The organism is Bradyrhizobium sp. in8p8 (assembly GCF_000426845.1).
GTDB lineage: Bacteria > Pseudomonadota > Alphaproteobacteria > Rhizobiales > Xanthobacteraceae > Bradyrhizobium > Bradyrhizobium japonicum_C.
Map to the genome: position 1 here is coordinate 168350 of NZ_AUGD01000004.1, position 13723 is coordinate 182072.

A 13723-nucleotide genomic window follows, 5' to 3' on the forward strand; every position below is an offset into this window, starting at 1 on the left:
GAGATGCTTTCTGGACCATAGCAAAGCGGCAATGTACCTTCTCCGGCGGACCATACGGCAAGACCACGTCCCGCGAGGCGATCGGGCAAGCGCGCGCCGACGGGGCGGTGCTCCGATGACGAAAGGCAGTGCGCGGGAGTGAATTGGAATTCGACCATACCGGCACCTCTGAAGGAGCGCGATCTTCGGATCGATCTCTTTCGGGGCCTTTCCCTATGGTGGATCTATATCAATCACATCCCGGAAACTTATCTCAACAGGTTCACGCCCAAGAATTTCGGCTTCAGCGATGCGGCAGAGATTCTCGTGTTTCTGTCGGGCTTGGCGTCCGGCATCGTGTACGGCGATCTGTTGCGCAGCTCCGGCTTTGCGGCGGCGAGCCTGCGCATGTTGCGGCGTTCGTTCGAAATCTATATCGCGCAGATTTTGACGGTCGTCCTGTTGCTGGCGGAAGTGTCCTACATCGCGGCATGGCAGCTCGACATGTTCGATCACGCCAACCTGGCCGTCCTGCTGCAACAGCCCGCGGAAACACTGCTGCAGGCCGCGCTGCTGCGATATACGCCGGTCAATCTGGATCCTCTGCTCCTGATGGTCATACTTCACTTCGCGCTCGTTCTCATCGTGCCGTTGACGATCGGCGCCTGGCCGCTGGCCCTGGCCGGATCCGTGGCTCTTTATGTTTGCGCCCACCTGTTCGACTGGTACATCCCGGCCTATCCAAAGGGGCAACTCTACTTCAATCCGCTGAACTGGCAGTTGCTGTTCGTGATCGGCATCTGGTGGGGAGCGAACCGCGGTGATTGGCAGCTCGCCATTCTCAACTCCCGGATGCTTGCCGTCCTGGCGGCGGGCTACGTGCTGTTCTCGTTCGTGATCACTCTGGGCTGGCAGATCCACGCGATCGAAGCCTATGTGCCGGCCTGGCTGTCGCGTCTGATCTATCCCGTCGACAAGACCAATCTCGACATCCTGCGATTGTTGCATTTTGCTGCGCTCGCGCTGCTCTGTTGGCGTTTTCTTCCGAGCAATGCCAGCATCTTGAAAGCCAGATCGCTGGTGCCGCTGATACGGTGCGGCGAGTATTCGCTCGCGATCTATTGCGTCAGCGTTCTGCTGTCCTTTGCAGCCCATGCGCTGCTCAGCCTGGGCTCGAACGGCCTGGCATCGCAGACGCTGGTCACCCTGCTTGGCTTGGTCCTGATGAGCGCCCTGGCGATGTCGCTCGCCGCGATAGATCGCGGCGTCTTGCCCAATCTCAGGCCATTGTAGGTCGACCGCGACCGCACAGGCGCATCATGCAGATGTCAGACCGCGGCGCGACCGAGATCGAGCGACGGCCGGCGCCTGGTCGGAAAGCTCAGCGCCACTGCGACGGCGGCGAGGCCGATCGCGAATGAGCCGGCGTGCAGCCAAGTGTAGCGCTGGAAGTTATCGAACACGATTCCGCCGGCCCAGGGCCCCAGCGCCATGCCGAGGCTGGCGAAGGCCGACACCGCGCCGAACACGGTGCCCATGATGCGCGCGCCGAAGTATTCGCGGACCAGCACCGCATAGAGCGGCATCACCCCGCCATAGGCGAGGCCGAACACCACCGAGAGCGCGTAGAACTCGCCGAGTTGCGCCACCGCGAGATAGGTCGCGATGCACATCGCCTGCACGAACAGCCCGCCGACCAGCACGGGCTTCGCGCCCATGCGATCGGCCAGCACGCCCAGCAGCAGGCGTCCTCCGAGGCCGGAGACGCCGGCGACGCTGTAGACCGTCACCGCCGTGAGCGGGGCGATGCCACAGACCATCGCATAAGACACCATGTGGAAGATCGGGCCGGAATGCGCGGCGCAACAGGCGAAATGGGCCGCGGCGAGTGCGATGAATTGCGGCGTGCGCAGCGCCTGCGCTGCGGTCAGCTCAACGGCGGCTGCCTCGTCCGCCGTCGCCGGCGCGGGGGCCGCCGGCGCCGGACGCACCAGGAAGCAGGCGGGGATCAACAGCGCCCAGGCGGCAATGCCGATCACCAGCATCGCGGTGCGCCAGTCATAGGCCGTGATCAGCCAGCTCGCGGCCGGCGCGATCGTCACCGGAGAAACGCCCATGCCGGCGGAGACCAGCGCCACCGCAAGGCTGCGGTTCTTCTCGATCCAGGCGCTCGCGAGCGCCATCATCGGTGCATAGAAGCTGCCGACGGCGATGCCGATCAGAACGCCGAAGCAAAGCTGGAACTGCCACAGGGTTGTCGCCTGGCTCGCCGTCACCAGCCCGAGCCCCAGCAGCAGGCTTCCCGAGAGCACCACGATGCGGGTGCCGAAACGATCCGACAACGTGCCCCACAGGAACGCGGCAAATCCCATGCAGAGGAAATCCAGCGTCGCCGCCGCCGAGACGCCGGCGCGCGACCAGCCCATCGCTTCCGAGATCGGCTGCAGAAACACCGCGAGCGACAGCATCGTGCCGAACCCGACACAGGTCATCAGTGCGCCCGCGGCGACAACGACCCAGCCATAGTCGAAGCGTGCTGGCCTGCTCATGCGTTTCCCCGCGCTGTTTGTCTTGTTGGTGGTGCGCGGCGGGATGGTGGCCTAACTTCCGCGCGAGGGCAAGGTGGCCGCAACGGCACGCTGACACTGTCTGTCCGCTTTGGTAGCATGCCTTGGTCCCCGGCCTGCGAGGTTGTTCTCATGAGCGCACACACAGGAATGTGTGAGGAGACAAGTTCAATGAGGCGGGAAGCGCTCTGCAGGCTGCGCGATTGCCGCAGGCTGTTCGTTTCCGTCGTTTTCGCCGTCGCGGTCTCGGCACCTCCGGCATGCGCACAGGACGGCAGAAGCTCGCTGCGCGAGCCGGGGCCGGTCTTCTCGGACAGCGGTCCCGACGCCGAACTCTACGGCGCGGCTGAGGGTTATCCGGTCGGCACCCGGGCCACAGCCACTCAGCTCGACAAGCTGGTCGGCGTCTACAGCCGTTTCGGCGACATCCATCGCTCGCGCACGGTTCGTCGCGCGGCGGCGCCGTGGCACTTCAAGCGCGCGCCTGAGCCATCGATAACGTACAGCTTTGGTACCGAACGGCTGAGCATCGGGGACTATCTCAAGCGCAACCCGGTGACGGGGCTCCTGATCGCCAGGGACGACACCATCCTGTACGAGCACTATCAATATTCGCGGACCGACCGCGACCGCTTTCTCTCGCAGTCCATGGCGAAGACGCTGGTGGCCATGCTGGTCGGGATCTCGGTCTCGGAGGGGCGGATCAAGTCGATCGACGACGTCGTCTCGACCTACGTGCCCGCCCTCGCAGGAACGGAATATGGCAACACATCGCTCCGCGCTTTGTTGAACATGTCGTCGGGCGTCGCGTTTTCCGAAGTCTATGATGGGAAAGATGACATTGCCCGGCTGAGGCGGGCGCTGTTTGCTGGTGAGCCGAGAGACCCCGCGGAGATCGTCGCGCAATTCAACAACCGGACCGCACCACCGGGGACCAGATGGCACTATGCAAGCGTTGAGACCGAGATACTCGGCCTGGTCCTGCGCTCCGTCACCGGCACGCCGGTCGCCGACTATCTCCACGACCGGATCTGGGACCCCATCGGCACCGAAGCGGATGCGTCGTGGGCGATAGACGGTAGCGGGCAGGAGATCGCGTTCTGCTGCTTCAACGCAACCTTGCGGGACTACGCGCGCCTGGCCCGCTTGCTCGCCCATGACGGCGCGTGGGAAGGTCGGCAGCTGATCCCGCGGCAGTGGCTTCTGGATGCCACGACCGTCAGGCCCGAGGATCGCCATCTCGCTCCGCGCGTGGCCACGCCCTATTTCGGATACGGCTATCAGGTGTGGCTTCTTCCGGGCGAGCAGCGCCGATTTGCTCTGCGCGGCATTCGCGGTCAGGTCATCCTGGTCGATCCGGCCTCCAAGCTCGTCATGGTGCACACTGCCGTTCGCAAGAAGCCGACCGAGCCCGGAGGCCTCAGGGAGCCGCTCGCGTTGTGGTCTGCCGTGCTTCAGCAACTCGGGCAATGACGACCTGACGCCGCCTTATATACCCCAGATATTTGCGACCACCGTGTCGGCGCAGGCGAGGTTCGATCGTCCTAGGTCCACAATCGCGGACCTGCCGCGGATGGCCCGGCACCCGGGATGTCGTCACCTCGACTGCATGAATTGAACTGGAGAATACCGATGAGGATCACCGTCGAAACCAGCGTAGCAGCCCCGATCGATCAGGTCTGGCGCGCCTATACGACGCCTGCCGATATCGTGAAGTGGAATGCGGCGTCCGACGACTGGCATACGACCAAGGCGACGGTCGACCTGCGGGAGGGCGGGGCCTTCTCGTCGCGAATGGAAGCCAAGGACGGCAACATGGGCTTCGACTTCGCCGGCACCTACACGAAGATCGTGGAGCACAAGCGGATCGAGTACGCGTTCGGCGACCGCAAGGCCGAGGTCGAGTTCGTGCCCGGCGCGAATGGCGTCCTCGTCCGCGTTGTCTTCGATGCCGAAACGACGCACTCAGAGGAGCAGCAGCGGGGCGGTTGGCAGGCGATCCTCGATAATTTCGCGCGATACGTCGAGGCGAAGCAGAAGGTGTGAATGTTCGGCGAGCCGGACGCACTGACTGCGCCTGCATCACACACCCTGCGATGCTGACACCGTACCCCTGTTTTGCCCGACGGAGCAAGCCAACTTCGCAAAATCGAAAAAGCGCAAGCCCGCCACGAGGGCGGCTACTGTGCATGGGGTTGTTTTCGCGGTTTTGTGTCGCGGGGTGCTGAACGGGTCGGCCGAACCGGTCCCGCGACGAATTCTGCTCCACATCGTCGTCATGGTCGGGCTTGCCCGGCCATCTACGGCTCTTGTCGCTCCAGAAACGTGAATGCCCGGGACGAGCCCGGGCATGACGGCGGTTCGCGACGAGTGAAGCCCCGTTGCTCAGCTATCCACCTTCAGTGCGGCAATGAAGGCCTCCTGCGGGATGTCGACCTTGCCGAACTGCCGCATCTTCTTCTTGCCTTCCTTCTGCTTCTCCAGAAGCTTGCGCTTGCGCGTGATGTCGCCGCCGTAGCACTTGGCGGTGACGTCCTTGCGCAGCGCGCGCACCGTCTCGCGCGCGATCACCTTGCCGCCGATCGCCGCCTGGATCGGGATCTGGAACATGTGCGGCGGGATCAGCTCCTTCATCTTCTCGACCATGGCGCGGCCACGTCCCTCGGCGCGGGTGCGATGGACCAGCATCGAGAGCGCGTCGACCGGCTCGCCATTGACCAGGATCTGCATCTTGACCAGATCGGCCGGCTTGTAGTCGGTGAGGTGATAGTCGAACGAGGCGTAGCCCTTGGAGACCGACTTCAGGCGGTCGTAGAAGTCGAACACGACCTCGTTGAGCGGCAGGTCGTATTTCACCATGGCGCGGGAGCCGACATAGGTGAGCTCCTTCTGGGAGCCGCGGCGGTCCTGGCACAGCTTCAGGACGCTGCCGAGATATTCGTCCGGCGTCAGGATCGTCGCCTCGATCCAGGGCTCGTCGATCTCCGCGATCTTGACCACATCGGGCATGTCGACGGGATTGTGGATCTCGATCTCCTGGCCGTCGGTGAGCTTCATCTTGTAGATGACGCTCGGCGCGGTCGCGATCAGGTTGAGGTCGAACTCGCGCGACAGCCGCTCCTGGATGATCTCGAGGTGCAGCAGCCCGAGGAAGCCGCAGCGGAAGCCGAAGCCGAGCGCGGCAGAGGTCTCCATCTCGAAGGAGAAGCTGGCGTCGTTGAGGCGCAGCTTGCCCATCGCGGCGCGCAGCGTCTCGAAGTCGTCGGCATCGACCGGGAACAGGCCGCAGAACACGACGGGGATCGCGGGCTTGAAGCCCGGCAGCATCTCGGCGACCGGCTTCCTGTCGTCGGTGATGGTGTCGCCGACGCGGGTGTCGGCGACTTCCTTGATCGCGGCGGTGATGAAGCCGATCTCGCCGGGGCCGAGCTCCTCGACCTGCTGCATCTTCGGCGTGAAGAAGCCGACGCGCTCGACGTCGTAAGCCGCGCCCGTGCCCATCATGCGCACGCGCTGGCCCTTCCGCATCGTGCCGTCGACGATGCGCACCAGCACGACGACGCCGAGATAGACGTCGTACCAGCTGTCGACCAGGAGCGCCTTCAGCGTCGCGTCGCGATCGCCCTTCGGCGGCGGCAGGCGGGTGACGATAGCCTCCAGCACGTCGGGAACGCCGAGGCCGGTCTTGGCCGAGATCATCACTGCATCCGAGGCGTCGATGCCGATGACGTCCTCGATCTGCTGCTTGACCTTCTCGGGCTCGGCGGCGGGCAGGTCGACCTTGTTCAGGACGGGAACGATCTCGTGATTGTTGTCGAGCGCCTGGTACACGTTGGCGAGCGTCTGCGCTTCGACGCCCTGGCTGGCGTCGACCACGAGCAGGGAACCCTCGCACGCCGCCAGCGACCGCGAGACTTCGTAGGCGAAGTCGACATGGCCGGGCGTGTCCATCAGGTTGAAGATGTAATCCTTGCCGTCCTTGGCGCGGTACTGAAGGCGCACCGTCTGCGCCTTGATGGTGATGCCGCGCTCGCGCTCGATGTCCATGGAATCGAGCACCTGCTCCTTGCCCGCCATCTCGCGGTCGGAGAGGCCGCCCGTCATCTGGATCAGGCGGTCGGCCAGCGTCGATTTGCCATGGTCGATATGGGCGACGATGGAGAAGTTGCGGATGTTGGAAATGGGGACGGTCGTCATGGGCGCGGGATACCACTCACATCCCCGTGCGGCAACCATATTGCTGTAATTTCAGGGTCTTTGTTCACGCCAAGCTGATTCCAACACGGGCCAAAACGCGCTACGCACGGCCCATGTCCAGGCTCATGTCCACCACCTCGATTCCCTCTGCCCGACCGCGCGTCAGAACCCGGGTGAGTTATGACCGCTTCCGGGCCTGGCTGGTTGCCTGCGCGGTCCGCCCCGAGGCGCGCCTGTGGCTGGTGATCCAGTTCGCCATCCTGCATGCGGTGCTCTGGACCTTCATCCTGATCAATCTCAAGGCGGCGCAGGACGTTCACATGGACGTCGCAGAAGCCTGGGGCTGGGGCCAGAAATTCCTCTGGGGCTATGGCAAGCACCCGCCGCTGTCGGGCTGGGTGGCCGGCCTCTGGTTCAGCGCGTTCCCGGCGGCGGACTGGGCGACCTATGCGCTCGCGATGACGACGGTGAGCGTCGGCATGGTGATCTGCTGGTTCGTGAGCTTGCGCGTGGTGGATGCGCGCCGCGCGTTCCTGGTCGTGGTGATGATCGCGCTCTATCCGATCTTCAATTTCAAGGGATTCAAGTACAACCCGGATCTGTTGCAGCTCGTCACGCTGCCGCTGTTGGTGCTCGCTTATCTGAACGCATTCGAGAGGCGGAGCTGGCAATCCGGAATCCTGCTCGGCCTGGCCGGCGCGCTGGCGCTGATGACCAAGTATTGGGTGCTGACCATGATCGGCGCCATCGGTCTTGCCGCGCTGATCCATCCGGAGCGGCTGCGCTTCCTGTCGTCGCCTGCGCCGTGGGTCGCGATCATGACGATGGTCGCGGCGATGATCCCGCACATCGTGTGGCTTGCAGATGCGCATTTCGTGCCGCTGACCTATGCCGGCGACACCTACAGCCTCGCCGACAGCGCTCAGGTGCACCAGCTCGTCGCGGGCTACGTGCTGCACAATCTCGGACTGCTGGCCCTGCCGGTGGCGCTCGCGGCGCTGGCTATGGCGCTGGTGCCGCCTTGGGGCAGGCTGCTGCTGCGCGCCCCCTCGCGCATCGTCACGCGTGCCTGGGCACGCGGCGGCAATTCCGGCGTCAACGTCTCGCAGGCGTTGAACGTCTGGATCATCCAGGTCGTCGTCGCCCTCGGCCCGCCGCTCGGCGCGCTGGTCTTCAGCATCTACATGAAGACCGATTGGGGAATCTCGCTGTTCTTCCTGGTCCCGCTCGCCCTGGTCGCGATCCCGACGCTGCGCGTGCAGGGCGCCGTGCTGTTCAACATCGCCGCGATCTGGCTCGTGCTCAGCGTCGCGACACTCGCTGCCTCGCCCTGGATCGCCGCGCGCGAGATGGCGGCCAATTCCGGCAACACCGCGACCTACGGCGCGCGCTCGGAGCTGGCGCGCGAGCTGACCCAGGCCTGGCACGCGCGCTTTGCCTCGCGCTGGGCCGTCGTCGCCGGCACCATGGAGTCGATCCAGCCGATGGTGTTCTACAGCCCGGATCATCCGTCCGCATTGCTGCCGCTCGAGGCCTGGGATTCCGGGTTGACCTCGCGCGATGACGCCAAGACGTACGGCTTCATCGGCGTGTTCGATCCGACCGACGGCCGGCTGCCCAAGTTCGAGAAATGGGTGTCGGAAGTCGCGCCCAACGCCGAGCGCATCGTGATGACGACGCGCCGCTTCACCCACGGCAAGGCCGGCCCGGCCATGAGCTGGAACATCTACATCGCGCCGCCGGCGAAGTGAGATTGCTGTCGTTCCCAACGCGCGACGCGTGAATACGGTGCGCGATTGCGCACCTGAGAACCTCGAGATTCCGGAGGTGATGCTTCGCACCATCCCGGAATGACGATCGGGCCTAAACCCCTTCCTCGTTGAACTTGCTCTCGACGAGCTCGGTAATGGCCGCGAGCGCCGCTTCGGCATCGCTCCCGGCGGCGGATACCGTGATGGTCGTGCCGGGGCCTGCGGCGAGCATCATCAGGCCCATGATCGAGGTGCCGCCGACGGTCTCGCCGCCGCGCGTCACCCACACCTGCGCATCGAAGCGCTCGACCGCCTGGACGAACTTCGCGGAGGCGCGGGCATGCAGGCCGCGCTTGTTGACGATCAGAAGATCCTTGGAGATCGCGCCTGCGGGCACGCCTGTCCCCGCTTGTGACGCCTCGTCGCTCATTTGCCGGCGAGCACGCGGCTGGCGATGGTGACGTATTTGCGGCCCGCTTCCTGGGCCATCGCGATCGCATCGGGCAGCGACCGCTCCTCGCGCACCTTGGCGAGCTTCACCAGCATGGGCAGGTTGATGCCGGCGAGCACTTCGACCTTTGGCCGGCTCATGCAGGATATTGCGAGGTTCGAGGGCGTGCCGCCGAACATGTCGGTGAGGATGGCAACGCCGTCGCCGGAATCGACGCGGTTGACCGCCTCGATGATGTCGCTTCGGCAGAGATCGGAATCGTCTTCGGCGCCGATCGTGATCGCCTCGATTTGTTTTTGCGGACCCATGACATGCTCAAGCGCCGCCTTGAATTCGTCGGCAAGGCGCCCGTGGGTCACAAGTACTAGACCAATCATCGGAAAACTCCTCGCGGGCGCTTTTGGTGCACCGCACGAACGCGCCACTTTGACCATCCAGAGCCCCCGCGCAAGAGGGGATGTTGCGTATCTCCCTGAATATAGACGGATGGATAAGGGGAGCTGCGCCGGTCACTCGGTCGCGATACTGGGGTTCATATGGTTACCATTTCCCTTCAAACAATCGCCGGAAAGGTTAACGGAAGATGAACTCTTGGTAGTGGTCAAGGCCGCGACAACCAGGGGAAGGGGCGAATAGTCGCGGGCCACCGGGATTCGCGGTATTTCGACACCCAAAATGCTGGTTTTCAGGGACTCGGCTGGGGGCAGTCGCTCCGCGTCCGCGGCATGCAGATCAACGACGAGACCGACGGTCGCATGCTCCACGAAGTCGCAGCTGCGGATGCCGAGGCCCCGGATCTCGATCAGTCCCACCAGCGGCGCGGCGGGGCGGACCTCAATTTCATGGCCGACTGTCGCCAGATGGACACGGTCATCGCCGACCAGAACGGTCCTTTCGACCAGGCCGGCGCGTCCCGCCATGATCAAATCAAACGCGAGGCGCGACTTGCCCGAGCCGGAGGGCCCGCGGATCAGCACCGCACAAGTCCCGACCATGACGGCGGAGGCGTGAACGCTGGGCCCATCGCTCATAGCGCCGGCAGCCTCACCACGAAGCGCGCGCCTGATACGGTCGGGACGCCTTCGTCATCGGGCGGGCCTGCGCGGTTCTCGGCCCAGATGCGTCCGCCATGGGCGTCGACGATCTGCTTGGAGATCGACAGGCCGAGGCCGGAGTTCTGGCCAAATCCCTGATGCGGTCGGTCGGTGTAGAAGCGCTCGAAGATGCGCTCCAGCGCGTCGTCGCGAATGCCGGGACCATCATCGTCGACCACGATCTCGATCTCGCCGCGGACCCGGCGGCAGGTGAGGCGCACCTTGCTGCCGCGTTCGGAGAACGATTGTGCGTTGGAGAGCAGGTTGGAGACGACCTGTCCGAGTCGCGAATCGTGGCCGCTCACGGCGAAGGTGTCGGTCGGGCTGCGGCCCTCGAAGCGGGTCTCGACCGCGACGTCGTGGCCGAGCTTGGTCTCGTTGGCGACCGACACCAGCGTCGTCAGCAGGCGGCGCAAATCGACCGGGACCGCATCCTGCCGCTGCAGCTCGGCATCGAGCCGGCTGGCGTCGGAGATGTCGGAGATCAGCCGGTCGAGCCGCTTGACGTCGTGTTCGATCACCTCGAGGAGGCGTGCGCGGCTGTTCTCATTGCGCGCGAGCGGCAGCGTCTCGACCGCCGAGCGCAGCGAGGTCAGCGGGTTCTTCAATTCATGGGCGACGTCGGCGGCGAACATCTCGATCGCCTCGATGCGGCTGTAGAGCGCGCTGGTCATGTCGCGCAGCGCGCCGGAGAGATGGCCGATCTCGTCGCGGCGGCGGGTGAAATCGGGAATCTCGATGCGGGCCTTGATGCGGCGGCGGACGCGCTCGGCACTGTCGGCGAGCCGGCGCACGGGGCCCGCGATGGTGCTCGCGAGCAAGAGCGAGAGCATGATCATGACGGCGGCGGCGACACCACCGACCTTCAGGATGGCGAGGCGCTCGGCGGTGACCATCTGATCGATGTCGTCGCCTTGCGTCGACAGCATCAAGGCGCCGTGAATGGCCCGCGAGCGCAGCACGGGGACGGCGACCGAGACGATCACCTCGCCGCGCGCATTCACCCGCACCATCGAGCGCTTCTGCCCTTGAAGCGCGTCGCCCACCTCCGCATAGCCATTGCCGTTCTCGGGCCCGAGCTCCCGATAAAGCGGCAGGTCGCCGCGATTCAGCCAGGTGCGCACTGCGACCATGCCGCGCTCGACGAAACCGGGCTTGGCGGCCGGAGGCGGCAGATCGAAGCGGAGCACGTTCTCGAGGTTTCGGCTGTCGAGCAGCAGGCTGCCGTTCGGATCGTAGATGCGGGCGCGGGTCTTGGTCGGCGAGATCAGCGTGCGCAGCACCGGCGCGACGCGCTCGGGATTGATCGGGAAGTCCAGCGGCGAATACTCGTCCGGGCCGCCATAGGTCTCGCCCGGCTTGAGGTCGAGCAGCCTGTCGGGGTCGATGGTGATGGCGTTGGTCTGCACCGTCGCGGAGGCCGCGATCGCCCCGGCGATGATCTCGGCCTGCACCAACAGGCTCTGCGCGCGCGCGTCGATCAGGCCGGCGCGGAATTGCGACAGATAGAGGATGCTCGCAACCAGCGCCACGAGGCCGGCGAGATTGAGGGAGACGATGCGGCGGGTCAGGCTCGAGAAGGAGAGAGCGAAGAAGAACTGCCCGGCGCGCTTCAGCCAGTTCAGCGGCCGGAAGCCTGACGGCTTGTCCTCGGCAACGAGCTCCTGAACGCCGTTGGAGGTGCTATCCCCGACGCTCGGGTTGGGATCAGGCTGCGTTCGGTCAAGCAATGCTTACGCCCGCGTTAGGACAAGTGGTCGAGAAGGTCCCCGCACCCTAGAGCATGATCCGGAAAAGCGTGCAGCGGTTTTCCGAACAGACCATGCTCAAACGATAACCCAAAGCGCGAGACGCTTCATCCCGTTCTCATCGCGCTTTAGAGCGATCCCGGCCCCGATGGAAATCGGGCCCGGCGATGCTCCTGGTCGTTTGTGAGGCTGCAGAGCCTCAGGCCTCCTTGAAACGATAGCCGACACCGTAGAGCGTCTCGATCATCTCGAACTCGTTGTCGACCACCTTGAACTTCTTGCGCAACCGCTTGATGTGGCTGTCGATGGTGCGGTCGTCGACATAGACCTGGTCGTCATAGGCGGCGTCCATCAGCGCGTTGCGGCTCTTCACCACACCGGGACGGGTCGCGAGCGCCTGCAGGATCAGGAATTCGGTGACGGTGAGCGTCACCGGCTCGTTCTTCCAGGTGCAGGTATGCCGTTCCGGATCCATGCGCAACAGGCCGCGGTCGAGCGCCTTGGCGTCGTTCTCCTTCGGCGCAACGGTCGGATCCTTCGGCGCCGAGCGCCGCAGCACCGCCTTGACGCGTTCGACCAGGAGGCGCTGCGAGAACGGTTTGCGGATGAAGTCGTCGGCGCCCATCTTGAGGCCGAACAACTCGTCGATCTCCTCGTCCTTCGAGGTCAGGAAGATCACCGGCAGGTCGGACTTTTGCCTCAGACGGCGCAGCGTCTCCATGCCGTCCATGCGCGGCATCTTGATGTCGAGGATGGCGAGATCAGGCTGGGTGGTGCGGAAGCCGTCGAGCGCGGAGGCGCCGTCGGTGTAGGTCATGATGCGGTAGCCTTCGGCTTCCAAAGCGATCGAGACGGATGTGAGAATGTTGCGGTCGTCGTCGACCAAAGCGATTGTGGGCATGAGCCTCTGCTTTCTGCTTTCCGTTTGGGTCGTGGCTTGAAACGGCGAGCAATCCAGTGATGCGCCGCATACATGGGTGCCGAAGTGGCGTTCGAACCTTGTCACCGAGCAATGCAAGCTGGGCTGAAGTGTGACCAAGTTCCACGAAACACGGCAGATTCGCCGCATCTCGACCCATAACCGGGCCCCCGTTTACCCGAAAAAAGGCCCCCCACGCAACCACCTGATCCGAGAAAGCCGATGCAACCGACTCCCGACTTCGACCCTGGAAAGCTAGCCAAATCGCTGCTGAGGCGGTCTCGGCAAGGCGCCCTGGCGACGCTGATGACCGGCAGCGGCGATCCCTATTGTTCCCTCGTCAATCTCGCCAGCCACCCCGACGGCTCGCCGATCCTGCTGATCTCGCGCCTCGCTGTGCACACGAGAAACATCCTCGCGGACAGCCGGGTCTCGCTGATGCTGGACGAGCGCGTGGCCGGCGATCCCCTGGAAGGGGCCCGGATCATGCTGGCAGGCCGGGCGGAAGAGGCGGGCGCAGACAAGGATCTGCTTCAGCGGCGGTATCTCGCTGCCCATCCGTCGGCAGAAGGCTTTGTTTCCTTTACGGATTTTTCCTTCTTTCGGATCCGGCCGACGGGAACTCACCTGGTCGCCGGATTTGGCCGGATCGTCGATCTCAAGCCTGAGCAATTCCTGACGGATCTCACCGGCGCCGAGGACCTGCTGGCGGCAGACGAGGGCGCGGTCGAGCACATGAATGCCGACCATCGGGACGCCATGAACCTCTATGCGACAAGGCTCCTCGGTGCGGCCTCGGGCGACTGGCGCTGCACCGGTTGTGACCCTGAAGGCCTCGATATGCAGCACGGCCAGGCGACGCTGCGGCTGGACTTCCCGGAGCGGGTCACGGACGGCACAGGGCTGCGCAAGATGCTGGTCCGCCTCGCTGGTGAGGCGCGCAAGAAGGTGGAGCAGGGCGCAACGCCTTGAACGCCGCCGCCCGTCGCAGCGACCCAAGCCGTAACCGGTCCGGTT

General features: G+C 64.7%; 12 protein-coding genes. 5 read left to right on the top strand and 7 right to left on the bottom strand.

The annotated features are described in order from the left end of the window. The first annotated feature begins 138 nt into the window (after positions 1-138). Positions 139-1272: an OpgC domain-containing protein gene (locus tag K408_RS38020; protein WP_024339158.1), complete on the top strand. Its 1134-nt coding sequence runs from the start codon at positions 139-141 to the stop codon at positions 1270-1272. Positions 1273-1307: 35 nt separating this feature from the next. Here the strand turns inward: K408_RS38020 and K408_RS0113400 are convergent, their stop codons facing one another. After that, entirely contained in the window at positions 1308-2528 is a 1221-nt protein-coding gene (locus K408_RS0113400) for an MFS transporter (protein WP_024339157.1), read from the bottom strand. A gap of 189 nt (positions 2529-2717) precedes the next feature. Between K408_RS0113400 and K408_RS0113405 the strand changes: the two genes are divergently transcribed. Both K408_RS0113405 and K408_RS0113410 read left to right on the top strand, forming a co-directional pair. Next, positions 2718-4019 (top strand): serine hydrolase domain-containing protein, encoded by a 1302-nt coding sequence (locus K408_RS0113405; protein WP_024339156.1) that lies wholly within the window; start codon positions 2718-2720, stop codon positions 4017-4019. Positions 4020-4178: 159 nt separating this feature from the next. Then, positions 4179-4592 (top strand): SRPBCC family protein, encoded by a 414-nt coding sequence (locus K408_RS0113410; protein WP_024339155.1) that lies wholly within the window; start codon positions 4179-4181, stop codon positions 4590-4592. A 339-nt stretch (positions 4593-4931) separates the two neighbouring features. Here K408_RS0113410 and lepA read toward each other — a convergent pair whose 3' ends face one another. Further along, positions 4932-6743, bottom strand: coding sequence for a translation elongation factor 4 (gene lepA, locus K408_RS0113415; protein ID WP_024339154.1), 1812 nt, complete (start codon positions 6741-6743; stop codon positions 4932-4934). Positions 6744-6868: 125 nt separating this feature from the next. Here lepA and K408_RS0113420 point away from each other — a divergent pair, with 125 nt between their 5' ends. Beyond that, entirely contained in the window at positions 6869-8494 is a 1626-nt protein-coding gene (locus tag K408_RS0113420) for a glycosyltransferase family 39 protein (protein WP_024339153.1), read from the top strand. Between the two features lie 112 nt (positions 8495-8606). On the opposite strand, the gene K408_RS0113425 is transcribed toward K408_RS0113420, so the two are convergent. From K408_RS0113425 to K408_RS0113445, 5 genes are all read right to left on the bottom strand, one after another. Continuing rightward, on the bottom strand, positions 8607-8924 hold the full coding sequence (locus tag K408_RS0113425) for an HPr family phosphocarrier protein (RefSeq protein WP_024339152.1): 318 nt from the start codon (positions 8922-8924) through the stop codon (positions 8607-8609). After that, positions 8921-9322 carry a PTS sugar transporter subunit IIA gene (locus K408_RS0113430; protein ID WP_024339151.1) on the bottom strand — a complete coding sequence of 134 codons (402 nt, stop codon included), beginning with the start codon at positions 9320-9322 and terminating at the stop codon, positions 8921-8923. The genes K408_RS0113425 and K408_RS0113430 overlap by 4 nt, the downstream gene beginning before the upstream one ends. A 132-nt stretch (positions 9323-9454) precedes the next feature. Then, on the bottom strand, positions 9455-9976 hold the full coding sequence (locus K408_RS0113435; protein ID WP_024339150.1) for an HPr kinase/phosphorylase: 522 nt from the start codon (positions 9974-9976) through the stop codon (positions 9455-9457). Next, on the bottom strand, positions 9973-11769 hold the full coding sequence (locus tag K408_RS0113440; RefSeq protein ID WP_024339149.1) for a sensor histidine kinase: 1797 nt from the start codon (positions 11767-11769) through the stop codon (positions 9973-9975). Before K408_RS0113440 ends, K408_RS0113435 begins: the two co-directional genes overlap by 4 nt. Before the next feature lie 217 nt (positions 11770-11986). Next, on the bottom strand, positions 11987-12688 hold the full coding sequence (locus K408_RS0113445; protein ID WP_008542552.1) for a response regulator transcription factor: 702 nt from the start codon (positions 12686-12688) through the stop codon (positions 11987-11989). A gap of 240 nt (positions 12689-12928) precedes the next feature. On the opposite strand from K408_RS0113445, the gene K408_RS0113450 reads away from it, so the two are divergent. Beyond that, positions 12929-13678, top strand: a complete 750-nt coding sequence (locus tag K408_RS0113450) for a HugZ family pyridoxamine 5'-phosphate oxidase (RefSeq protein WP_024339148.1) — start codon at positions 12929-12931, stop codon at positions 13676-13678. Positions 13679-13723 lie beyond the last annotated feature (45 nt).